Genomic DNA, 21,254 nt, shown 5'->3' with positions numbered 1-21,254 from the left:
TCAGGACAGCGGGCCGTCGGTCTCCGCCGTCAGGTTGAGGCGGTCCCGGATCAGCGCCAGCACGGTGTCGGTGGTCCGGTCGAGGTGGCTGCGCCCATCGGGCAGGCGGGCCTCCGGGGCGATGTAGCTGCGGGGACCGATGTGCGTGGCAGGGTCGAGCCGGTGCACGGTGATCTTGCCTTCGCGGTCGGCCCGGTTCCATCCGCTCCAGCGGAACAGCCGCCACCGCTGCGGGAAGATCCAGGTGCCGACTCGCTCGATCCAGTCGCCGGCACTGGTGAGCTGGTAGAGGTGCTGGGCATGGGTGATGTCGTTGGCGCCGTTGTGGAACCCGCCGAGAGTGATCAGCCAAAGCGGGGTACGCAGTTGGGACCACAGTTCGTTCACCGCACCGCTGGCGACCTGGGCGCCCCCGCTGTAGCTGAGCAACACCACTGGTATGCCGCTGTCCGGCCGGTAACCGGCGACCTGGAGTTCGGTGGCGATCTGCGCACCGACGGCACGGTTGTACAGGGGACGGTAGCGGCGGTCGGCGGCGACGAAGATCTGCATCACGTTGTGCAGGAACAGCAGCAGGCCGATGCGGCGGCGCACCCAGGTCCAGACCGGCCGGTCGGCGAGCGGCACGGCGAGCGGGGAGTAGGGCTGCACCTGGCCCAGCACCCGGAGCTCCGGCGCTCGGTTGATCAGGGCCTTGACCAGTCGGCCACCATCGCGGGTGTCGTGGAAACGGCGCTTCCCGATGCCGTCCAGATAGACCAGGTAGGCGTCCGGAGGGCGGTCCGGATCAGCCCCTCGGGCGTAGGACATGCCCTCGGGGCGGGAAATGGTGGGTGTGCGCCAGCCGGCGGCGTAGACCAGCACCTCGTAGCGGGCCAGCAGGGCCTCGGCGATCAGCACCAGTCCCAGCCCCCCGAGCAGCAGCAGGAGCGCCAGTCCGATCACGCGACCGACTCCGGTGCTCGTGTCGTGTTGAGCTTCACGACGAGGCGGCGGACGGCCTCGACGGTGACGCCGAGCCCGACTCCCGCGACCGCTACGCAGCCGGCGGCCTCCCACCATCCGACTCCGGCCACCGTGGCGAGTGCACCGGCGAGGCCGGCGCCCACTCCCACCATGAGCAACAGGTGCAACAGTGGCCCAAGAAGCGGGAACGCGAGGACCCCGGCAAGCACCAGCGGGGCGGCCAGCCCTGGTGTCCAGATCAGTGCGTCGGACGGCGCGGTGGGCAGCACCAGACCGGCAACGGCCCACGCGGACAGCGGCCAGAGCGCGAACACCGCGCCGTCAACGATCGCGCCGCCCAGCAACAGGCTGACCACCCTCACATGCGACACGCCGGACAGGCGTGCCACCACCGGCAGAAGACGCCCGGCGGCCTCGGACAGCCCGCCGACCAGCAGCAGGATGACGACGAAGGGAGACATCGGTCAGCCCTGTGGTGGCAGATCGGCGATACCCGGCCGCGTCACCGAGCCGGTCTGCTGCACGAAGTGCTCAATGACGTCGGCGGCACGCGCGTAGCCGCCCGCCTGACGCTGGGCGACCTGCAGTGTGCTCGCGGCGGCCCGGAATCGAGGCTCGTCGAGCAGGCGCTGGGCGAGGGCCCGCACCGCCTCCACCGTGACGTCCTCGGTGCGGATCGACAGGCCGGCATCGAGCTCGATGATGCGGGAAGCCACCAGCAGTTGGTCAGCGCCCTGCGGGACCACCAACATCGGGGTGCCGGCGTACAGGGCCTCGTTGACGCTGTTCACCCCGCCGTGGGTGATGAACAGCGCCGCACGGGCCAGCACCTCCAACTGCGGGACGGAACGGTGGGCGAGCACGTTTCCCGGTAGCGGGCCAAGCGCGGCGGGTTCGGTGTGTCCGGTGGAAATGACCAGGGTGCCACCCAGCGGGGCCAGCGCGTCGGCGAAGGTGCGCAGCAACTGCGGGGCGTCGAACACGGTGCCCATCGAGGCGTACATCACCGGGTCCCGCAATCGATCGACCGGGAACGACGAGTCCACTCGGCGGGCACCGATGCTCGGGCCGACGAACTGATAGGACTGGTCGAAACTATCCGCCTCGGGGTGGAACGCCCGCGAGGTGTAGACCAGGTTGAGCGGCTGACGGATGTTGGCCAGGTCGATCAGGGGCAAGGCGCGTGTGTCGTACCGGCGGCGCAGCTCCCACCGCGATTTCAGGTATCCGGCGGTGGAGCGGGGAAGGGCCGCGGCCGCGCTGAGCAGCTCCCAGGAGCCACGGGTCGGGCTGGGCACGTGCCGGTTGAAGGCGAACGTGGTGAACGACGATGCCGGCGGCACGCCGAGTTCCCGGGCGACCACCGGCCCCCACGGGCAGAGGGAGTCGTGCACGATCAGATCGGGCCGGGCGCCCCGCAGGTCGGTGAGGACGGCGGGCAGCACGCGTACGGCGGTACGCGCGAGCTGCTCCATCACCGTGACGGGCGTCGGCGGGCCGGAGAGCGGTAGGTCGTCCCCGGGGTAGAGGAACACCCGTGCCCCGGTGGCCGCGATCTGCTCGGCGTAGGCCGGCGTCGTGTGATAGGTGACGGAGTGACCACGACGAACGAGCTCACCCACAACGGGCAATGTCGGGTTGATGTGCCCGTGCATGGCGATGTTCAGGAATGCCACTGCGCTCATCGGCCGGCCCTGGGCCGGGAAGGAGCCAGCGCCTGGCACGTTGCAGCGTCCATGATCCACCCCTCTCGGTCAGAGCCTAGATGTTGCCTGGTGGCAGTGCGTCGTGGACCAGGTAGTCGACTCCTCGGCGGCCGGTTCCGCCTGATCGTGCTCGCTCCTTGTCGTAGTGGCCTCCCAAGCCCGGGCAGGGGCCTCTTTCCCGGATTGAGCACGATCTTGTGGACCTGGCACGTGCTGGGCCGGCGCCGCTCGTGCGAATTCCCCGTGGAGCGGCCTAAACCTGACACGTCGGATCGGGCCCGTACGACGTGTCAGCCCTCGCCTCGTGCCGGACTGGGCGCGCAACCAGCGCATACCGGCACGACCCACTCGGGTCTCCTGTCGGGGTATCCCGGCACCCGGACGCCGCAGTTCCCGTGAATCCGAGTGGATCACGCCGTCGTGGCCGCCGTGTCCGTTTCGCCGGCCGAGCGGATGGGTCGTATGTCGGGGTTTGGCGTGGGGTGTCGGGTGGTTGGGGCCACCCCGACGGCGGAATCGGCGGCCGGCCGGGGTCGTTATACCTGGTAGACCACCGCGACTCTCGGGTCGTAGGGCGCGGCAGCCGCCGGGAACACCCGCCAGACCGCCCCGGTTACACCCCCCGACACGGCCGAGCACCGCAACAGGTCGACCCCCTGCGGGAATGACCCGCCACCGCGAACGGTTACACCCTGTCCCGACGCCGACCCCTCGTTGCGGGTCGCCGGGCACAAGCTTTCCCGCACGGTCGCACTACCCCCCTGTTGAGTGCCGTGCGGGCACACCCCCGATGCAGAGGAGCACGCCATCATGCGTACCGATCTGATCCGTAAGACCGCCCTCACCGCCGCCGGCCTCGCCTTCACCGGCGGCGCCATCGCCGGCCCCGTCACCACCGCGTTCGCCGCACCCACCAGCGGCAAGCCGGCCACGCAAACCCAGACCGACCGCAAGGGCCACGGCGAGCGGGAACTCGGCGTGCGCTACGAAGCCCAGCCGAACTTCTACTACTGCGGGCCCGCCGCGACCCGTAACGCCCTGAGTGTTCAGGGTAAGAACATCAACGTCGACGACATGGCCAAGGAGATGGGCACCACCGAGGCCGGCACCAACTCCATCAACGACATCACCCCCGTCCTGAACAAGGAAACCGGCAAGGCTGACGCCTACCGGTCGGTGGAGATCAGCACCCCCGACGCCGACGCGAAGCAGACCGACAAGCTGCGCGCCGACATCGTCAAGACCGTCGACGACGGCCGCGCCGTGGTCGCCAACATCGCCGGCACCAGCACCGACACCGACGGTGTCACCCACTCCTACGAGGGCGGGCACTACATCAGCGTCGTCGGCTACCACGACAACGGCGACACGGTGAAGATCGCCGACTCCGCCGACCCGAACACCGCCTCCTACTGGATCAGCGTCGAGCACCTCGCGGACTGGATCGCCACCCGCGGCTACGCCACCAGCTGACCCCACACCACCACCAGCACATGATCGAAGGGCCGGACCCCCACCAGGGGTCCGGCCCTTCGGCATGCCTAGGTCAGTGCTCGCCCCTGTGGGTCGGCTCAACGCCGGGGGCCACCACAGCCGGCTGACCGCCCGAAGCCACCTCAACGGACTGACCGCCGGAAGCCATCTCGACCTCAGCCACGCCGGAGGCACCGTCGGCCGACTCGATGCGGTGGGCGCGTCGGCGCAGCCACCAGGTGCTGCCGAGCCCGGCGAGCACCGCGAGGACCAACCCGGCCCAGGAGATGTCCTTCAGCCAGTGTTCGGCCGCCCGGCCCACCGAGTAGAGCAGGTACGTCGTGCCGAAGGCCCAGACCAACCCGCCGGCCGCGTTGGCCACCAGGAAGCGGCGGTACGGCACGTGCAGCGCCCCGGCGAGCGGGCCGGCCAGGATCCGCAGCAGAGCCACGAACCGACCGAAGAACACCGCCCAGACGCCGTGCCGCGCGAAGCTCTGTTCGGCACGGGCGAGCTGCGCCGGCCCGAGGTGCTTGGGGAAGCGTCTGCCGAGGCGGGCTAGCAGCGGCCGACCGCCGCGTCGGCCGACGGCGTACCCGACGGAGTCGCCGACGATGGCGCCGAACGCCGCCGCGCTGGCCACCCACTCTGGCTCGACCACTCCGGTGGCGGCGAGCAGGGCGGAGCTGACCAGGACGATCTCGCCGGGCAGCGGGACGCCCATGCTCTCCACGCCGATCACGCCGGCGACGAGCAGGTAGACCACGCCCGGAGGCAGCGCCGAGAGCCAGTGCTGAACGTCGATCACTCGGCACCCCTTCCGAATCGGCCCCGACCCTACCCCGCCGACCCGACGGCGCGGCGCGGTCGTGGGTCACCCGACCCGTGATGTCAGGTTGCGCAGATAGCAAGACGGACGTACGGTTTTGTTGGAAGCGGAATCGGGCGGTAAGTGTCACCTAACCTCGGCGGCACCCGGACCGGTGCGACAGACTGCTCAGGACTACTCACGGTCGCTGGTGTGAAGGAGTACGACGTGGCGAGCCTCGACACCTTCGGTGCGAAGACCCAGCTACGCGTCGGAGACGCGAGCTACGAGATTTTCAAGATCGACAAGGTGGACGGCCACGCGCGGTTGCCGTACAGCCTGAAGATCCTGCTGGAAAACCTGCTGCGGACAGAGGACGGCGCGAACATCACCGCCGACCACATCCGCCAGCTCGGCGGTTGGGACTCCACCGCCGCCCCGAGCGTGGAGATCCAGTTCACCCCGGCGCGGGTCCTGATGCAGGACTTCACCGGCGTGCCCTGCGTGGTCGACCTGGCCACCATGCGCGAGGCAGTGCGTGACCTAGGCGGCGACGCCAGCAAGGTCAACCCCCTCGCCCCGGCCGAGCTGGTCATCGACCACTCGGTCATCGCCGACCTGTTCGGCCGGGAGGACGCGTTCGCCCGCAACGTCGAGCTGGAGTACGAGCGCAACAAGGAGCGCTACCAGTTCCTGCGCTGGGGGCAGACCGCGTTCAACGAGTTCAAGGTCGTCCCGCCGGGCACCGGAATCGTGCACCAGGTCAACATCGAGTACCTGGCCCGCACCATCATGGAGCGGGGCGGCCAGGCGTACCCGGACACGGTGGTCGGCACCGACTCGCACACCACCATGGTCAACGGCCTGGGCGTGCTGGGCTGGGGCGTCGGCGGCATCGAGGCCGAGGCCGCGATGCTCGGCCAGCCCGTCAGCATGCTGATCCCCCGGGTGGTGGGCTTCAAGCTCTCCGGTGAGATGCCGGCCGGCACCACCGCCACCGACCTGGTGCTGACCATCACCGAGATGCTGCGCAAGCACGGTGTGGTCGGCAAGTTCGTCGAGTTCTACGGCCCCGGTGTGGGCGCCGTGCCGCTGGCCAACCGGGCCACCATCGGCAACATGTCCCCGGAGTACGGCTCCACCGTGGCGATCTTCCCGATCGACGCGGAGACGATCCGCTACCTGGAACTGACCGGCCGCGACGCCGCGCAGGTCGCGCTCGTCGAGGCGTACGCCAAGGAGCAGGGCCTCTGGCACGACCCGGACGCCGAGCCGGACTACTCCGAGCGCCTGGAGCTGGACCTCGGCACCATCGAGCCGTCGCTCGCCGGCCCGAAGCGCCCGCAGGACCGGGTGCCGCTGGGCGCTGCGAAGACGCTGTTCCGCTCCGCGTTGACCGACTACGTTGCCGACGACTCCGTCGGTGAGCGTGACCTCAAGCCGGGTGTCCCCCGCGAGGAGCTGCCGCGCGGCGCCAACGGCCCGGCCGACGAGGCCAGCGCCGAGTCCTTCCCGGCCAGCGACCCGCCGGCCAACGAGTTCAGCGACCCGGCCGACGAGCCGCGTGACCTGGAGACCGCTGCGGTGGGCGCGGGCGGCCGAGCCAGCAACCCGGTCCGGGTCACCGGCGCCGACGGCGTCGAGTACGAGCTGGACCACGGCGCCGTGGTGATCGCCGCGATCACCTCCTGCACCAACACGTCCAACCCGCAGGTGATGATCGGTGCCGCGCTGCTGGCCCGCAACGCCGTGGAGAAGGGCCTGACCCGCAAGCCGTGGGTGAAGACCACCCTGGCCCCCGGGTCGAAGGTCGTCATGGACTACTACGAGCGGGCCGGCCTCACCCCGTACCTGGACAAGCTCGGCTTCAACCTGGTCGGCTACGGCTGCACCACCTGCATCGGCAACTCGGGCCCGCTGCCCGAGGAGGTGTCCGCCGCGGTCAACGAGCACGACCTGTCGGTGGTCTCGGTGCTCTCCGGCAACCGGAACTTCGAGGGCCGGATCAACCCGGACGTCAAGATGAACTACCTGGCGTCACCGCCGCTCGTGGTCGCCTACGCCCTGGCCGGCACCATGGACATCGACCTGGCCAACGAGCCGATCGGTGAGGACTCCGAGGGCAACCCGGTCTACCTGCGCGAGATCTGGCCGAACAGCGCCGAGATCCAGGACGTCATCGCCCAGGCGATCGGTGCCACCGGTTTCAGCGCCGCGTACGCCGATGTCTTCGCCGGCGACGAGCGGTGGCAGTCGCTGCCGACCCCGACCGGCGACACCTTCGCCTGGGAGAGCGACTCCACCTACGTGCGTAAGCCCCCGTACTTCGAGGGCATGCAGCAGGAGCCGAGCCCGGTCGTCGACATCTCCGCCGCCCGGGTGCTGGCCAAGCTTGGTGACTCGGTGACCACCGACCACATCTCGCCGGCCGGCGCGATCAAGGCGGACTCCCCGGCCGGCTCGTACCTGGCCGAGCACGGCGTGCCGCGCCACGAGTTCAACTCGTACGGTTCCCGCCGGGGCAACCACGAGGTGATGATCCGGGGCACCTTCGCCAACATCCGGCTGCGCAACCAGCTGGTGCCCGGGGTGGAGGGCGGCTTCACCGTCAACCACCTCACCGGCGAGCAGACCTCGATCTACGACGCCTCGGTGGCCTACCAGGAGGCCGGCATCCCGCTGGTCGTGCTGGCCGGCAAGGAGTACGGCTCAGGCTCGTCGCGGGACTGGGCGGCCAAGGGCACGATGCTGCTGGGCGTCCGGGCGGTCATCGCCGAGTCGTACGAGCGCATCCACCGCTCGAACCTGATCGGGATGGGCGTGCTGCCGCTGCAGTTCCCGGTGGACGTCACCGCCGAGTCGCTTGGCCTGACCGGCACCGAGACGTTCACCATCACCGGGGTGACCGCCCTGAACGACGGTGAGACCCCCCGCACCGTGCTGGTCAGCACCGACACCGGCGTGGAGTTCGACGCCGTGGTGCGGATCGACACCCCCGGTGAGGCGGACTACTACCGGCACGGCGGCATCCTGCAGTACGTGCTGCGCCGCATGATCGCCAACTGATCGCGTACGGCTGATCGAGGGCCGCTCCCGCTTCGGCGGGGGCGGCCTTCGCCGTCCACGCCGAGGAAGGCTTGCGGTCAGAGCGCCCGGAGTCGCTCGTCTATCGCCGCATCCACCTGCCGAACGTCGTAGCCACGTAACCGCCGTCGCAGGGTCGCCGCCCGCAGCGCGTCTCGCGCGGCAGCCCGTGCCACAGCGCTGTCGGTAGCCAGAGCCCCATCGACCTCGGCCAAGAGACTCTCGACCTGACGCATGTCATAACCGCGCAGCGCAACCACGAACGGCAATTCCATGCGGCCACCATATCGGTCACTGGTCGCGCCGACGGGATTGGCGACGGGGGTGCGACGTCACCAGGCTCCTTCCCGCCCTCGGCGGGAAGGAGCCTGTGTCGTTCCCGGGTCGTTCCTCGTTCCGGGCCCCGCCACGGGCTAACCTCTTAGCTAAAGAGGTGGCTCGGTGGCCGGTGAAGCTGCGGCGCAGTTCAACATTCACGATGCGAAGACGAACCTGTCACGCATCATCGAACGGGTCGAGCATGGCGAGGAGATCGTGATCAGCCGGGCTGGCAACCCGGTCGCCAAGGTCATTCCTCTTCGTCGTACGACACGCACCGGTCGCGGGTCTCTGCGCGGTTCGCTGGATCTCACCGGTGACTGGGATTCCGACGAGGTCAACGATGAGGTTGCTCGTGGCTTCGGGCTGTCCGGATGAGGCTCTTGCTCGACACGCACGTGGTGCTCTGGTGGCTAACCGACGACCCGCTCCTCGCTGCGGACATCAAGGACCGCATCGACACCGAACCCGATGTGTACCTGAGCCCGGTCACGCTGTGGGAGGTCGCGATCAAACAGTCGCTCGGCACGTTGGCCGGTCCGGCCGACCTCGCCGAACGGCTCCGTGACGCCGAACTGCGGGAACTCCCCATCCGCCACGATCACGCCATCGCGGCTGGTCGGCTGCCGGCGATCCACCGGGATCCCTTCGACCGGATGCTGGTCGCGCAGGCCCTACACGAAGGGCTGACCCTGGTGACCCGGGACGACCGCATCCAGAAGTACGACGTGCCGATCCTGGTGGCGTGACTCTCGCTCGCTCGCTGACGGGGTCCTCGACCCGGTCGATCAGGGCCCGGCACCCGTCGGGGTGACCGCTCAGCGCAGCCGCGGCGCGACCGCGCGGGCCTCCTCGTCGGTGAGCGGCAGGAACCAGAGGAAACGGCGGACGATGGCGACCGGACCGGGGCCGCCCGGCTGGCCGCGCAGGTCGCGGATCGCCCGGCGGGTGATCCGGAAAAACTCCGGCGGCCTGGACCGGGTTCCTGGTGTTGGCCAAGCGCGGCTGACCCTCTCCGCGGTCGACCATGCGGCCCTACGGTGCAAGTCAGCACCGTTGCGTCAGGACTGTGGCGGGTCAACCGAGAAGATCGCGCCGATCTTGCAGTTTCGGTCGTCGACATGAGCGGTTATGCCCCTTGTGTCGGGACAGAAAGTGCAAGATCGCGGAGTGGGGGAACGGACCCGGCCCGTCGATCATGGAGTGGTGGTGCCTGGTTTGGCAGTTCACCAACTCCCTGATCGGCGAGGCGGTGCCGGTCCAGATGACCGACGTACCGCTCCTGGTGGCGTGTTGCCGCTCCGCTACCGGGTGAGTTCGTCGGCCCGGTCGAGCAGCGCACGGCGCTCGGCTGTTGAGCCCACCGCTGCCGCCGCCTCCCGGAACAGTCCGGCCGCACGCGGCCGGTCGCCCTGCCGGGCCACCAGATCGGCCTGCACCGCCACGGCGAGCGGATAGCCGTCCAACCCGCCACCGGCGCGCGCCGCGTCGAGCAGTACCAACCCGGCGGCCGGCCCGTACGCGTAGCCGTGCGCGACAGCGCGGTTGAGCGCGATCACCGGTGAGGGGCGGAGGTCGGCGAGCGCGTCGTAGGCCCGCGCGATCGTCGGCCAGTCGGTCGCGTCGGCCGAGACGGCGGTGGCGTGGCAGGCGGCGATCCGGGCCTGCCACGCGTACGGCCCGTCGTGGCGTACCCGTTCGAGGGCGGCCAGGCCCTCGGCGATGGCGGCCCGGTCCCACCGGTCGCGGTCCTGCCGCTCCAGGGTGAGCAGGTTGCCGTCGGCGTCGCGGCGGGCGTCTCGACGGGAGTGTTGGAACAGCACCAGGGCGAGCAACGCGGCGACCTCGGACTGGTCGGGCATCAGCCGGTCGAGCAGGCGGGCCAGCCGGACGGCCTCGTCGGCGAAGGCCGGCTCGCCGTCGGCGACGTAGCCCCGGGTGAACAGCAGGTACAGCACGGCGAGGACGCCGGGCAGCCGCTCGGTCAGCGCCGGCCCGCCCGGCACCCGGTACGGGATGCCGGCCTGGGCGATGCGGGTGCGCGCCCGGGTCAACCGCCGGGTCATCGTCGACTCGCTGACCAGCAGCAGGCGCGCGATGTCAGCGGTCGGCACGCCGCAGACGGTTCGCAGCGTCAACGCCACCCGGGCCTCGAGCGCGAGCGCCGGATGGCAGCAGGTGAAGATGAGGCGCAGCCGGTCGTCCACCACGTCCTGCCTGATCTCGGGCTCGGGCTGCGCCTCGTCTGGTGTGAGCAACGCCAGGTCGTGCAGCTTGCGCCGCTCCACTGTGGCCCGCCGCAGCACGTCGATCGCCCGGTTGCGTGCCACCGTCATGAGCCAACCGCCAGGGTTGGCCGGCACCCCGTCGGTGGGCCACCGCTCCAGCGCGACGGTTAACGACTCTTGGGCGCAGTCCTCGGCCAACGCCCAGTCCCCGGTCACCCGGATCAGGGTCGCGACGATCCGGGGGTACGCCTCGACGCTGGCGGCCGCGACGGCCTCCGCCGCCGCGACGGCCGGTGCCGGGGTGCGCACCGGCCGGCGCTGCGAGGTGGACAACTCGGTCAGTCGGACAGGTCCGCGAACGGACGCAGTTCCAGTCGCCCTTCGCGGGCCATCGGGTGGGTGCGGGCCACCTCGATCGCCTCGTCCAGGTCAGCGCAGTCGAGCAGGTCGAAGCCCACGATCACCTCGGCGGTCTCCGCGAACGGCCCTTCGGAGACCAGCAGCTCACCGTCGCGAACACGGACGGTGGTGGCCGCGCTGGTCGACGCGAACACGTTGCCGGTCAGGCGGCGGCCACGAGAGTCGTTCTCCGCCACCCACTTGTGGATGTCGGGAAGCTCGGTGGGGTCGGTGTCCGGCTCGGTGTCGCTGCAAACGAACATCATGTACTTCATCTGGTCGCTCCCTGGTTTCTCGGGGTGTCGCCAGCATGACGATCGGCGGGCGGCGTTCCGGACACCCTCCCCGAAAAACTTCGGTCAGTCTCCGTTGGCGGCGCGACGACGGGCCTCGCGGGTCTTCATGGCGTGCTCCATCAGCGTGACGAGCACCTCCTTGCTGGACTCACGCTGCCGGGCGTCGCAGAGCAGCACCGGCACACCCGGGTCCAGGTTCAGCGCGGCCTGCACCTCGTCGAGCCGGTACTTCCGGGCGTCCTGGAAGCAGTTCACCGCCACCACGAAGGGCGTGCCCCGACCCTCGAAGTAGTCGATGGAGGGGAAGCAGTCGGCGAGCCGGCGGGTGTCGGCCAGCACCACAGCGCCGATCGCCCCCAACGCCAACTCGTCCCAGACGAACCAGAACCGGTCCTGCCCCGGCGTGCCGAAAAGGTACAGCACCAGATCATCGCTGATGGTGATCCGGCCGAAGTCCATGGCCACGGTGGTGGTGGTCTTGCTCTCCACCCCGGACAGGTCGTCGATGCCGACCCCCGACTCCGTCAGCACCTCCTCGGTGCGCAACGGCCGGGTTTCGCTGACCGCGCCAACCATTGTCGTCTTGCCCACGCCGAAGCCGCCCGCGACCAGGATCTTGATCGCGGTGGGCAGTGGCGTCGCTCCCGCCGGCCGGTCAGAGTGCCCGTAGTCCATTGATTACCGCCTCGAAGATGCTGTTGTCGGGAAGACCGGCCGTGGTCTGCGGCTCGCGGACCTGCACCAGGCTGCGGGCCGCCAGATCACCGAGGAGCACCCGGATGGTGCCCACCGGCAGGTCGAGATGGGCGGCGATCTCGGCGACGGACTGTATGCGTTGGCACAGCCCGACAATCGCCAAATGCTCGGGACCGAGACCGACCTCGGGCGTGACCTCGGCTCGGGTCGCCGTGACCAGGGAGATCAGGTCGAAGGTGCCGGTGACCGGGCGGGCCCGACCACGCGTCACCGCGTACGGACGCACCACCGGACCCGCGTGGTCATCCACCCACTGATGGTCTGCGGACTCCCCCTGGACGGTCATCGCCGCTACCTCTCGCCGACCTGCTGATCAGTGCCGCGCGACGGTGATGCGACGTACTTGCCGACGCGGGTGACCAGCATCGCCATCTCGTAGGCGATCAGGCCGACGTCGGCGTCCTCGCTGGCCAGTACCGCCAGGCAGGCGTTGCGGCCGGCCGCGGTGACGAACAGGAACGACGACTGCATCTCGATGATGGTCTGCTGCACCTGCCCACCACCGAAACGCTTGCCGGCGCCTCGGGCGAGGCTCTGGATGCCGGCCGCCATCGCTGCGAGGTGCTCGCCGTCGTCCCGGCTCAACCCCTGGGAGGAGGCCATCAAGAGGCCGTCGGTGGAGAGCGCGACCGCGTGTTCGGCCTGCTTCACCCGGCCCACCAGGTCATCCAGCAACCACGTCAGGTCGGCGCTCGAAGCCGTCTTCTGGGTCACTTCGTCGTCCTCTTCTCGCCCGGCTGTGCGCCGTTGTTCGTCTGGGCTCGACCGTCACACCGCGCGGCAACCCGCGTCGTCGGTGCTCGGTCAGGTCGCTTGTGGATCCTCGTCGGTCGGCTCGGACGGCGTCGCCGCCGGGGTGCCGGAGGCGCCGCCGAGCAGCCGAGCCGCGTCGGTCCGCCCACGCCGGGTGCCGGTCTGGTAGGAGCTCATCATCCGGCGAACCTGCTCCGGTGGGCGCACCACATCCTCGTCGTCGCTTTCGGACACCGCCGGGTCGTCTCGCAACTCGGGAACGATGTTCGCCTGTCGAACCCGGACGGGCAGGCCGGAGTCGGTCCGCTCCGCATCGGCGCCGGCGGGCACCGGGCTGTCGTCACCGGCCGCGGCCGGCTCCGCATCGGGGGTCTCCGGGCGGGTGCGGTCGACGGCGGGCAGGCCGGTGGGCACGGTCGGGGCTTCCAGCGCTGGTTGAGCCGGCCCGCGCCGGGCGCGGGTGGGCAGGTCGGGGGTGCCGGTCGCCGGGGTGGTCCGCTGTCGGGTGGGGAGAACGGCGTCCGCCTCGGCCTCCTCGTCAGTGGTCGGCGCGGTGGCGTCGGACGGCATCGGCGCCGCCGAGGTCACCGCCACCTCCGATGCGGTGGTCGTCGGTGCGGCGAGCGCGACCGGTGCGAGGGACGCCGGACGGCCGGTGTCAGGGGTCGGCGCCGACGGCATCGCGATGGCCGAGCCGGTCCGGAACGAGCCGGAGTCCTCCGGGGAGGCGCCGGTCTCGGTGACCAACTCCAGCGGGATCAGCACGACAGCCGTGGTGCCGCCGTACGCGGACTCCTTGAGCCGTACCCGCACGCCGTGCCGTTCGGTCAGCCGGCTCACCACGTAGAGCCCGAGGCGGGCGGCGTTGGCGAGGTTCAGCTCGGACTGGTCGACGATCCGGTGGTTCGCCGCGGCCAGGTCCTCCTCGCTCATGCCGAGGCCCCGGTCTTCGATCTCGATGGCGAACCCGTTGGAGACCAGTTGGCCGCGGACCTCGACGGTCGTGTGTGGCGGGGAGAACGACAGGCCGTTCTCGATCAGCTCGGCGAGCAGGTGGATCACGTCGCCGACCGCGCGGCCGGCGAGCGAGACCGGCCCGAGCGGCAGCACGTTGACCCGGGTGTAGTCCTCCACCTCGGCCACGGCGCCGCGCACCACGTCGACAATGGGGACGTTGCGCCGCCAGGCCCGACCGGGGGTGGAGCCGGACAGCACGATCAGGTTTTCCGCGTTGCGCCGCATCCGGGTGGCCAGGTGGTCGACCCGGAACAGGTCCTCCAGCTCCTCCGCGTCGTGCTCGCGGCGCTCCATCGCGTCGAGCAGGGTGAGCTGGCGGTGGACGAGCGCCTGCGTGCGTCGGGCCAGGCTCAGGAAGACCTCGCGGACGTTGCGACGCAGGTCGGCCTGCTCGACGGCGGTGCGCAGGGCGGTCTCCTGGACGGCGTTGAACGCCTTGCCGACCTGGCCGATCTCGTCGGTGCCGAACTCCAGCGGGGGCGCCTCGGTGGCGACGTCGACCTCCTCGCCTCGGCCGATCCGCTGGACGACGCGGGGCAGCCGCTCGTCGGCGAGCTGCCAGGCGGCCTGCCGCAGCCGTTCGAGCTGGCGCAGAAGCGTCCGGGCCGTGGTGATGGAGACGACGACCGAGGCGATGACGGCGAGCAGGCCGAGGCCGGTGGCGAGCACAAGCCGGACGACGACCATCACGGCGACGCCGGTGGCCCGGTCCACGATGCCCTCGCCGCCGGTGGTCACCGTGTCGTTCACCTCGGCCAGCGCCGGCTCGACGGTGCCCCGCCACTGCTCGGCGCCGACCGGCAACTGGGTCGACGGCCGGCCCTCGCGGATGATGCTGTCCTGCACGGCCCGCAGTCGGGTGAACGCCTCACCCTCGACGAGCTGCTGGTAACGGCGCTGGTCGGCGTCGGCGAGGCGGACCCGGACCTCCTCGCCGAGGAACCGCTCCGCGGCGACCAGGCTGGTGTAACGGACGTATTCCGGCCCACTCATCCGGCCGTTGCCGAAGAGGCCGCTGAGCAGCGCGTCCTCCTGGGAGATCAGCTCCTTCATCCGGTTGAGCTGGATCAGGGCCCTGGCCTCGCCGGCGATCTGCTTGTCGTCCAGGCTGCCCGTCACGTCGTAGATCTGGAAGATCGACTCGATCGCGTCGGTGTACGACTCAGCGGCGGCGATCCGGTCGATCTTGCGGTCCAGCACCTCCGCGCGGGTCCGCTCCAGGGTGTTCACCTGGGCGATCGTCATACCGAGCTGCGTGTCCAGTGCGGAGCTGCCGGCGACGTCGACCTGCCAGTTGCGCACCGAGTCGGCGAAGTCGGCGGCCAGCTGCGTGGTCTTGCGGTGTTCGGCCTCGAGAGCCGTCCGCTGCGCGGCCTCCGGGTTGCTCAGGTACGCCTGGCTCAACCGCCGCTCCACCTGGAGCTCCTGCAACAACGGCTCACTCGGCGCGTAGACCTTGCTGTTGATCAGCTGGACACCGAGCAGGTTGAAGCCGTCGCGCAGGGTCACCCACGCCGCGAACATCCAGAGCGCGACCAGGGAGAGCAGCAGGGCGACAACCTTGGTGCGGATACTCGTACCGCGAGAACGCATTGAACCGTCCCAGGCCGGGCGTTGACTCAGCTCATCAACGAATGATCAGAGGGGGCGACGTCCCACCACAGCGGGCCATCCGGGGCTGAGGCTCTGCGTACGCTAGCAGTGTCCACACAACCCCTCAAGTTGCTGTTTTTGTTGACCGGTAACCGCAATCCACCACCGATCGGTCCACGCCGGAAGCACGGATGCTGGCCAGTCGACAGGCGGCGAGCACCGCGGCGCTAACGATGACGGTCGGACAGTACAGCTCCTTGCCGTACCACAGTGGAGGGTGCTCCCGGTCAGCGGATTCGTGTAGGTAGGCGTGTCCACGCGCCACGGCGTCGTCGACCCGTGGCACCGTCGTCGGCACCGTCAGCAGCACCTGGAGGGCGTACGCGGTCTCCTCGGCGGTGCCGTCCCACCGCCCCCACGAACCGTCCGGGCGCTGGCTGTTCAACACCCAACCGGCCGCCCGATCCACCGCCTCGGCGGCGGCCGCACCCCGCCCGAACTCGGCCAGTGCCAGCACGCAGCAGGCGGTGGCGTAGTACGGCGAGGCGTGCCACCGGTCCTGCCAGGCGCCGTCAGCGCGCTGGTGCCCGGTCAGCACCGCGCTCAGCCGGTCGACCGCCCGGTGATAGCGCTCCCCCGCGTCCGGGTGCCGGGTCAGGCGCTGACCGAAGGCGTCCAGCACGTGGGCGTTGGTGGTGACCGAGAAGCCGTCCTCCCCCGGCCAGGTGCAGAAACCGTCTGCCGTCTCGTACGCCCACAGGCTGGCCGGGTCCGCCGGACGGCCGAGCCGGGCCAACGCGACGAGGCTCACCGCTGTGGTGTCGGCGTCGGTCGGCAGCCCGTCGCCGGTGGCGATTCCCTGGCCGGCGGTGGCAGCGGTCAGGCTCTCCAGGACGGAGGCCGGTGGGTTGATCGTGATCCCGGCCCGGTGCAGGCCGCTGAGCACCCAGGCCCGCTCGAAGACGGTGATCGGCGCCGGGCAGGGCACCGGGCCGCCTCCGTCCCGGATCAACGCCCGCAGGAAGGCGTGCGCGGTGGGTCCGGCGGCCGGTCCGGCCGCGGTCAGCCAGGCCGCGGTCGCGGCGGGTGACGCGCCGATCGCTGTGAGCGTGGGGCCGGCGTCGGTGGGTACCGCGTCCAGGATCTCGTAGAAGTGGGCCAGCTTCGGTGGCAGCGTCGTTCCGGCGGCGACCGCGGACCGCACCGCGCGCAGCCGGTCCCGGGTGAGCCCGGTGGGCAGCGGCAACGGCGGACGGGGCAGTCGGGCGGCGGTGGCCCGCTCCAGCCCGGCGAGCCGGTCGTTGATCGTGTCGACCAGCGCCGGGACGATGAGGTCCAGCGCGGGGGTGTCCGGCAGATTCCGGGCGTCGCCGGGGAGCAGCGTGCCGACGAGCGCGCCGAGCCCACGGGCCACCGGAGCGAGCAGCTCCGTCCCGGCCCTGCCGTCCGCCAGCGCCGCGAGCAGCGCGTCGGTGGCGCTCAGCGTCGGTACCAGGGCGTACCCCTCGGGTGGGCCCCACGCCCCGTCCGGGCGCTGACCGCGCAACAGGAACGCGATCCGCTGGTGGTCCCCGGTCAGCCAGGGAGCGACGGCGACCAGCCGCCCGGTCTCGTACACCGACGCGGCGACCTGCCCCCACGGCCGCAGACCCAGGCCGGCGATCAACTCGCGGGCGGCGTCGGCGACCGGGGCGGTGGTGGTGGTGGCGACTGCGGCAGCGGTGGTCGCCGCGTCGGCGAGCACCCGAGTGGCGCAGTCACTCATCGCGCTCCCCCCAGAAGTCCGACAGTTGGTAGAAGCCGCCGGTGAAGGAGATCTGCCGGTTGAGGTAGTCCGCCTGGCGGGGGCACCGCTCGGCGAGGGCGGCCAGATCTCCCCGGGACCGGGCGGTCAGCTCGGCCAGCCGGTCGTGCACCTGCGCCGGGTCGTCGACCAGCGAAAGCGCGTTCAGGTCACCCCACTCGGCGTCGCGCTTCTGCGTGGCGAGGTCGTTGACCAGCCGCAGCACCCGCTGCACGCCACGTCCGGCGTCCAGCAGGTCGGTCAACTGGGCGAGGGTCTTCTCGTCGCCGGTGGCTATCCAGTGGGTGACGTTGACGAAGGAGCTGCCGGAGTTGTCGGCGTTCTCCAGGTAGCGGTCCAGGTCCGGCAGGCGTCGCCCGGTGGTCGGGTCGGTCGGCAGGTTCTTCCAGTCCCACTCCCGAGCCCCGGCGGCGAGCATCCGCGCCAGCTCGTCGCGCCAGATCGGGCGCAACCGGGCAAACGCCGGCACGGTGGCCAGTTCGTCACGCAGGTCGGCCAGCAGCCGGGCCAGGTGTCGCCCCGGTGGCGGCGCCGCGCCGTCGGCCACCGCCAGGCAGTCGTTCACCACCTGCCGGACGTCGTCCACCGACCGGGCGAGGTAGTCGACCTGCCAGTCGGCCGCGAAGACCCAGAGCACGGTACGGGTGGTGATCCGCAGTTCGGCGGCGGTGTGCCAGGGCGCGATGAAGGCGACCACTGTGGCCACCGAGCTGAGCAGCGCCGGGTCGAACGGCGCGGCGTCGAACAGCTCCGGGTGGGCGGCGGTGACGCCCTGGAGGTCGCGTACGCCGCGCACGGCGAGCGCGCACACCCGACCCTGCTCGGCGACCGCGTCCTGACCGGCCCGCGCCGGAGGCGGGGTCTCCATCACGATGCGGCCGGGCGCTCGACCGGGGTGAGGATGACCTCGGCGCGCTGCTTGGGTTGCAGCGAGGCGCCCATCCGAGGTGTGAGGTCGGCTGGTTCGCGCAACCGGAAGCGGTAGCGGCTCAGCACGGTGCTGACGATGAGCTGCGCCTCCAACAGGAACAGGTACTGCCCGAGGCACTGGTGCGGGCCCCCGCCGAACGGGAAGTAGGAGTAGCGGTAGCGCCGCCGGGGCAACTCCGGCGCGAACCGCTCCGGGTCGAAGAGCGCCGGGTCGGTCCAGAACGTCGACATCCGCTGGGTGACGTACGGGCTGACCAGCACGGTGCCGCCGGCCTTGATCCGCACCCCGCCCAGCACGTCGGCACCGACAGCTGTGCGCGGGATCATCCAGCCGGCCGGGTAGAGCCGCAGCATCTCGTCGAGCACCATCCGGCCGTAGCGCAGGTGGGGCAGGTGTTCGCGGCCGACCCGTTCGGTGCCGACCACCCGTTCGATCTCGTCGGTCATCCGCTCGGTCACGTCGGGCCGGGACGCCAGGACCGGCCAGAGCCAGGAGAGCAGGGCGATGGTGGTCTCGGTGGCGGTGGAGAACATCGCGACCACGTCGCCGCGGATCGCGTACTCGTCGGGTTCGCTGCCGTCGGCGCGTGGCCGGCAGAGCGTGGAGATGATGTCGTCGCCGTCGGTCGGATGGGCCCGGGCCTCCCGGATGATCGGCAGCACCACCTCGTCGATGGCGCGCACCGCGTCGCGGAAGCGCCGGTCGCCGGGGATCGGGACCGCGTACGGCACGGCGGGCATCAGTAGCCGGGGGAGCATCGCTGTGGTGAGGGTGTTCAGCGCGGCGCTGATCCGTAGGGCGTCGGGGACCGAGATCCGGTCGGCGAAGAGGACCCGCATCGTGGTGCGCAGGACGATCCGGGTCAGCTCGGCGCCGCCGTCGATCGGCCGACCGGCGAGCGCCGGTTCGAGCCACTCGTCGACCGCCTCGTTGATCGCCTCGGCCATCTTGTCGACGAGCGTCTCGGCCCGCTTGGCGGTGAACAACGGTTGCAGCGCGCCTCGGCTGGACTCCCAGACATCACCCTCGGCGACCAGAATGGCGTCACCGACGATTCGGCGCACGGGTCGCCAGAGCAACCCGTCGCCGTCCCGGGTGTAGTTGGCAACGTTGTCGCGCAGGACGCGTTGCAGGTGCTCAGGATGGCTGACCAGATAGGGGCGGAACGAGCCGAGGTTGAGCCGGACGACGTCGCCGTCGGCGTCCTGGGCGAAGTCGACCAGCGCGCCCAGCGGATCGCGGACCAGTGCCGGTAGAGCGCTTCGTAACGGGATCGTCCGGGGCTCGGTGCTGACGGTGACAGGGCGCGCCTCGGACACCTGTGACATCGAACCACGTCTCCTCGTCGTCCCGGCGACCGCAGCGGTCCACTTCGGTCGCGCGGGTTGATGAAACTTTCACCTTCTGGGCCGCCGGAAGCATCTCACCAAACGAGGGGCACCTCCAGACTTGCGGACGGCGCAATTTCCATCTAAGCGCGTGCACGTTCGTCGATGTATGAACCTTGTGGGAATCCTGAATGGATACTCAGGAACGACACCACGCCGGGTGCGCCGACGACCTAGCGCTGTGGGGCGAAACGGCCGCGATGCCGCCGACCTGGCTGCGGCATCGGCACCGGACGGGCGGCCTCGGGCTGGCCGGTGCGGGCGGTGACCCAGGACGCACCGGTACCCCCGAATCCGGGCGATGCCCGGCACCCTGTGCCAGGCTCTGTGACATGGACGACAAGACCATCCTGAACCGGATCTCCGAGCTGGTCGACGAGGAACACAAGCTGCGTGCCGACGCCCAGGCCCACGAGTCGGGCACCGAGGGCGAGACCAGCGAGCGACTGCGCGCCCTGGAGGAGTCCCTCGACCAGTGCTGGGACCTGCTGCGCCGCCGACGGGCCGCCCGGGAGACCCACGGCGACCCGGACGCCCAGGGCGAACGCCCCAAGCCCGAGGTGGAGCGCTACCTGCAATAGCCGGCATGGCGGGTCGGGCGGTGTGGCCGCCCGACCCGCTCCGATCAGCGCAGGCCCGCCTCGCGCAGCAGCTCTCCGGTCAACAGGCCGGGGTCCACCTGCTCGGCGGGAAGACCCCGGGCCGCGAACCAGGCGCCGACAACCCGCACATCGCGGGCCAGGAACTCCGGCCCCTGCGGGTTCGCCACCACGTCGACCACCTGCGGCAGGTCGATCACGACCAGCCGACCCTGGTGCACGAGCAGGTTGTACGGCGACAGGTCGCCATGCGCGTAGCCGGCCCGCGCCAGCACCCGCAGCGCCTCCACCAGTTGGGCCCACAGGTCACGCAACTCGGTCGGGTCGGGGCGCAGTTGGGCCAGCCGGGGCGCCGCCTCCCCCGACTCGGCGTCACCGACGAACTCCAGCATCAGCTCGGTGCCCCGCACCTGCACCGGGAACGGCACGGCGATCCGGTCGTGCCCGGCGCCGATCTCCCAGAGCCGGCTCAGCGCGGCGAACTCGGCCGCCGCCCACTGCCCGGCGATCATCTGCCGGCCGAACGCCGTCCGGCCGGCCATCGCCCGGTTCTCCCGGGACCGGCGCACCCGACGGCCCTCCAGGTAGCCGGCATCGCGGTGGAACAACCGGTGCTCGGGATCGCGGTAGCGTTTCACAGCGAGCAGGCAGGACCGGTCGGTGTCCGGCACGGCCCGACGGACCAGGTGGACGTCCGCCTCCTTGCCGGTCTTCAACACACCCAACTCGGTGTCCTTGGCGGCCAACTCGGTGACCAGCCAGGCGGGGTGCGGCTGTGGCCCGTGCACGGCGTCGTCCCAGGACGACCAGCGCTCGCCGGTGTCTGGGTCGGGCTCACTGTCCGGGTCGGCGAGCGGCTCGGTGGGCCGCCCGCGCTTCAGAAACTGCGGTTCGTCGTCGTCGAAGCGGCTCTTGCCGCGGCGGCGCTCGAGCGCCGGAAGGTCATGATCGCGCACTGTGGTGAGGTTCCCTTGGTCGAGGCTGAGATAGGCAGCTGGAAGCGACCTGCAAAGACGGCCATGACCGACCCCCTCTCCTCGACCGGGCCCACGCCCGGGATGCACCATGCGCGGACAATGCTCGTACCACCACGTCCGCCGGTCAACCGAATTACCGAACGGTCGCTCGGACATCC

Annotated in this window: 20 protein-coding genes; 5 read left to right on the top strand and 15 right to left on the bottom strand. The window is 70.7% G+C overall.

All coding sequences use genetic code 11. The features are described from left to right. From OG992_RS30865 to OG992_RS30855, 3 genes are read right to left on the bottom strand one after another with little or no spacing between them, the layout of a single operon-like run. Positions 1-945 (bottom strand): hypothetical protein, encoded by a 945-nt coding sequence (locus tag OG992_RS30865; RefSeq protein ID WP_238682646.1) that lies wholly within the window; start codon positions 943-945, stop codon positions 1-3. Then, entirely contained in the window at positions 942-1,427 is a 486-nt protein-coding gene (locus OG992_RS30860; protein WP_266304976.1) for a hypothetical protein, read from the bottom strand. The genes OG992_RS30865 and OG992_RS30860 overlap by 4 nt, the downstream gene beginning before the upstream one ends. A 3-nt stretch (positions 1,428-1,430) precedes the next feature. Then, a complete protein-coding gene (locus OG992_RS30855) occupies positions 1,431-2,651 on the bottom strand; it encodes a macrolide family glycosyltransferase (RefSeq protein WP_266304975.1) in 1,221 nt (406 codons plus the stop codon). A gap of 831 nt (positions 2,652-3,482) precedes the next feature. Between OG992_RS30855 and OG992_RS30850 the strand changes: the two genes are divergently transcribed. Continuing rightward, positions 3,483-4,145: a C39 family peptidase gene (locus OG992_RS30850; protein ID WP_266304974.1), complete on the top strand. Its 663-nt coding sequence runs from the start codon at positions 3,483-3,485 to the stop codon at positions 4,143-4,145. A gap of 73 nt (positions 4,146-4,218) precedes the next feature. Here OG992_RS30850 and OG992_RS30845 read toward each other — a convergent pair whose 3' ends face one another. Further along, the gene (locus tag OG992_RS30845; RefSeq protein WP_266304973.1) at positions 4,219-4,953 is read right to left on the bottom strand and encodes a DedA family protein; all 735 of its coding nucleotides are present in this window, start codon (positions 4,951-4,953) and stop codon (positions 4,219-4,221) included. A gap of 213 nt (positions 4,954-5,166) precedes the next feature. Here OG992_RS30845 and OG992_RS30840 point away from each other — a divergent pair, with 213 nt between their 5' ends. Continuing rightward, positions 5,167-8,019, top strand: coding sequence for an aconitate hydratase (locus OG992_RS30840; RefSeq protein WP_238682651.1), 2,853 nt, complete (start codon positions 5,167-5,169; stop codon positions 8,017-8,019). A 77-nt stretch (positions 8,020-8,096) separates the two neighbouring features. On the opposite strand, the gene OG992_RS30835 is transcribed toward OG992_RS30840, so the two are convergent. Next, complete coding sequence (locus OG992_RS30835) at positions 8,097-8,312, bottom strand: hypothetical protein (RefSeq protein WP_238682652.1); 216 nt, start codon at positions 8,310-8,312, stop codon at positions 8,097-8,099. A 166-nt stretch (positions 8,313-8,478) separates the two neighbouring features. Here OG992_RS30835 and OG992_RS30830 point away from each other — a divergent pair, with 166 nt between their 5' ends. Then, positions 8,479-8,733, top strand: a complete 255-nt coding sequence (locus tag OG992_RS30830; protein WP_266304972.1) for a type II toxin-antitoxin system Phd/YefM family antitoxin — start codon at positions 8,479-8,481, stop codon at positions 8,731-8,733. Beyond that, positions 8,730-9,104, top strand: coding sequence for a type II toxin-antitoxin system VapC family toxin (locus OG992_RS30825; protein WP_238682654.1), 375 nt, complete (start codon positions 8,730-8,732; stop codon positions 9,102-9,104). Before OG992_RS30830 ends, OG992_RS30825 begins: the two co-directional genes overlap by 4 nt. 555 nt (positions 9,105-9,659) lie before the next feature. Here the strand turns inward: OG992_RS30825 and OG992_RS30820 are convergent. The 9 genes from OG992_RS30820 to OG992_RS30780 form a co-directional block, all read right to left on the bottom strand. Continuing rightward, the gene (locus OG992_RS30820; RefSeq protein WP_266304971.1) at positions 9,660-10,916 is read right to left on the bottom strand and encodes an RNA polymerase sigma factor; all 1,257 of its coding nucleotides are present in this window, start codon (positions 10,914-10,916) and stop codon (positions 9,660-9,662) included. Positions 10,917-10,921: 5 nt separating this feature from the next. Next, a complete protein-coding gene (locus OG992_RS30815) occupies positions 10,922-11,257 on the bottom strand; it encodes a YciI family protein (RefSeq protein ID WP_238681700.1) in 336 nt (111 codons plus the stop codon). Positions 11,258-11,341: 84 nt separating this feature from the next. Further along, positions 11,342-11,953 carry an ATP/GTP-binding protein gene (locus OG992_RS30810; protein WP_238682656.1) on the bottom strand — a complete coding sequence of 204 codons (612 nt, stop codon included), beginning with the start codon at positions 11,951-11,953 and terminating at the stop codon, positions 11,342-11,344. Continuing rightward, positions 11,934-12,320 carry a DUF742 domain-containing protein gene (locus tag OG992_RS30805; RefSeq protein ID WP_030337267.1) on the bottom strand — a complete coding sequence of 129 codons (387 nt, stop codon included), beginning with the start codon at positions 12,318-12,320 and terminating at the stop codon, positions 11,934-11,936. The genes OG992_RS30810 and OG992_RS30805 overlap by 20 nt, the downstream gene beginning before the upstream one ends. 5 nt (positions 12,321-12,325) lie before the next feature. Next, on the bottom strand, positions 12,326-12,748 hold the full coding sequence (locus tag OG992_RS30800; RefSeq protein ID WP_091403761.1) for a roadblock/LC7 domain-containing protein: 423 nt from the start codon (positions 12,746-12,748) through the stop codon (positions 12,326-12,328). Between the two features lie 90 nt (positions 12,749-12,838). Further along, positions 12,839-15,397 carry a nitrate- and nitrite sensing domain-containing protein gene (locus OG992_RS30795; protein ID WP_266304970.1) on the bottom strand — a complete coding sequence of 853 codons (2,559 nt, stop codon included), beginning with the start codon at positions 15,395-15,397 and terminating at the stop codon, positions 12,839-12,841. Positions 15,398-15,521: 124 nt separating this feature from the next. Continuing rightward, positions 15,522-17,162: a prenyltransferase/squalene oxidase repeat-containing protein gene (locus OG992_RS30790; RefSeq protein ID WP_266304969.1), complete on the bottom strand. Its 1,641-nt coding sequence runs from the start codon at positions 17,160-17,162 to the stop codon at positions 15,522-15,524. Further along, positions 17,155-18,069, bottom strand: coding sequence for a terpene synthase family protein (locus OG992_RS30785; RefSeq protein WP_238682659.1), 915 nt, complete (start codon positions 18,067-18,069; stop codon positions 17,155-17,157). Before OG992_RS30785 ends, OG992_RS30790 begins: the two co-directional genes overlap by 8 nt. Continuing rightward, positions 18,069-19,406, bottom strand: coding sequence for a cytochrome P450 (locus OG992_RS30780; RefSeq protein ID WP_266305303.1), 1,338 nt, complete (start codon positions 19,404-19,406; stop codon positions 18,069-18,071). The genes OG992_RS30785 and OG992_RS30780 overlap by 1 nt, the downstream gene beginning before the upstream one ends. A gap of 446 nt (positions 19,407-19,852) precedes the next feature. Here OG992_RS30780 and OG992_RS30775 point away from each other — a divergent pair, with 446 nt between their 5' ends. Beyond that, positions 19,853-20,101: a DUF2630 family protein gene (locus OG992_RS30775; protein WP_238682660.1), complete on the top strand. Its 249-nt coding sequence runs from the start codon at positions 19,853-19,855 to the stop codon at positions 20,099-20,101. Between the two features lie 44 nt (positions 20,102-20,145). Here the strand turns inward: OG992_RS30775 and OG992_RS30770 are convergent, their stop codons facing one another. Continuing rightward, complete coding sequence (locus tag OG992_RS30770; RefSeq protein ID WP_266304968.1) at positions 20,146-21,075, bottom strand: serine protein kinase RIO; 930 nt, start codon at positions 21,073-21,075, stop codon at positions 20,146-20,148. Positions 21,076-21,254 lie beyond the last annotated feature (179 nt).

Source organism: Micromonospora sp. NBC_00362, assembly GCF_026342155.1.
Lineage (GTDB): Bacteria > Actinomycetota > Actinomycetes > Mycobacteriales > Micromonosporaceae > Micromonospora > Micromonospora hortensis.
Note: the sequence above shows the minus strand (reverse complement) of the source record. Positions and strands in the feature narration are given on the sequence as shown.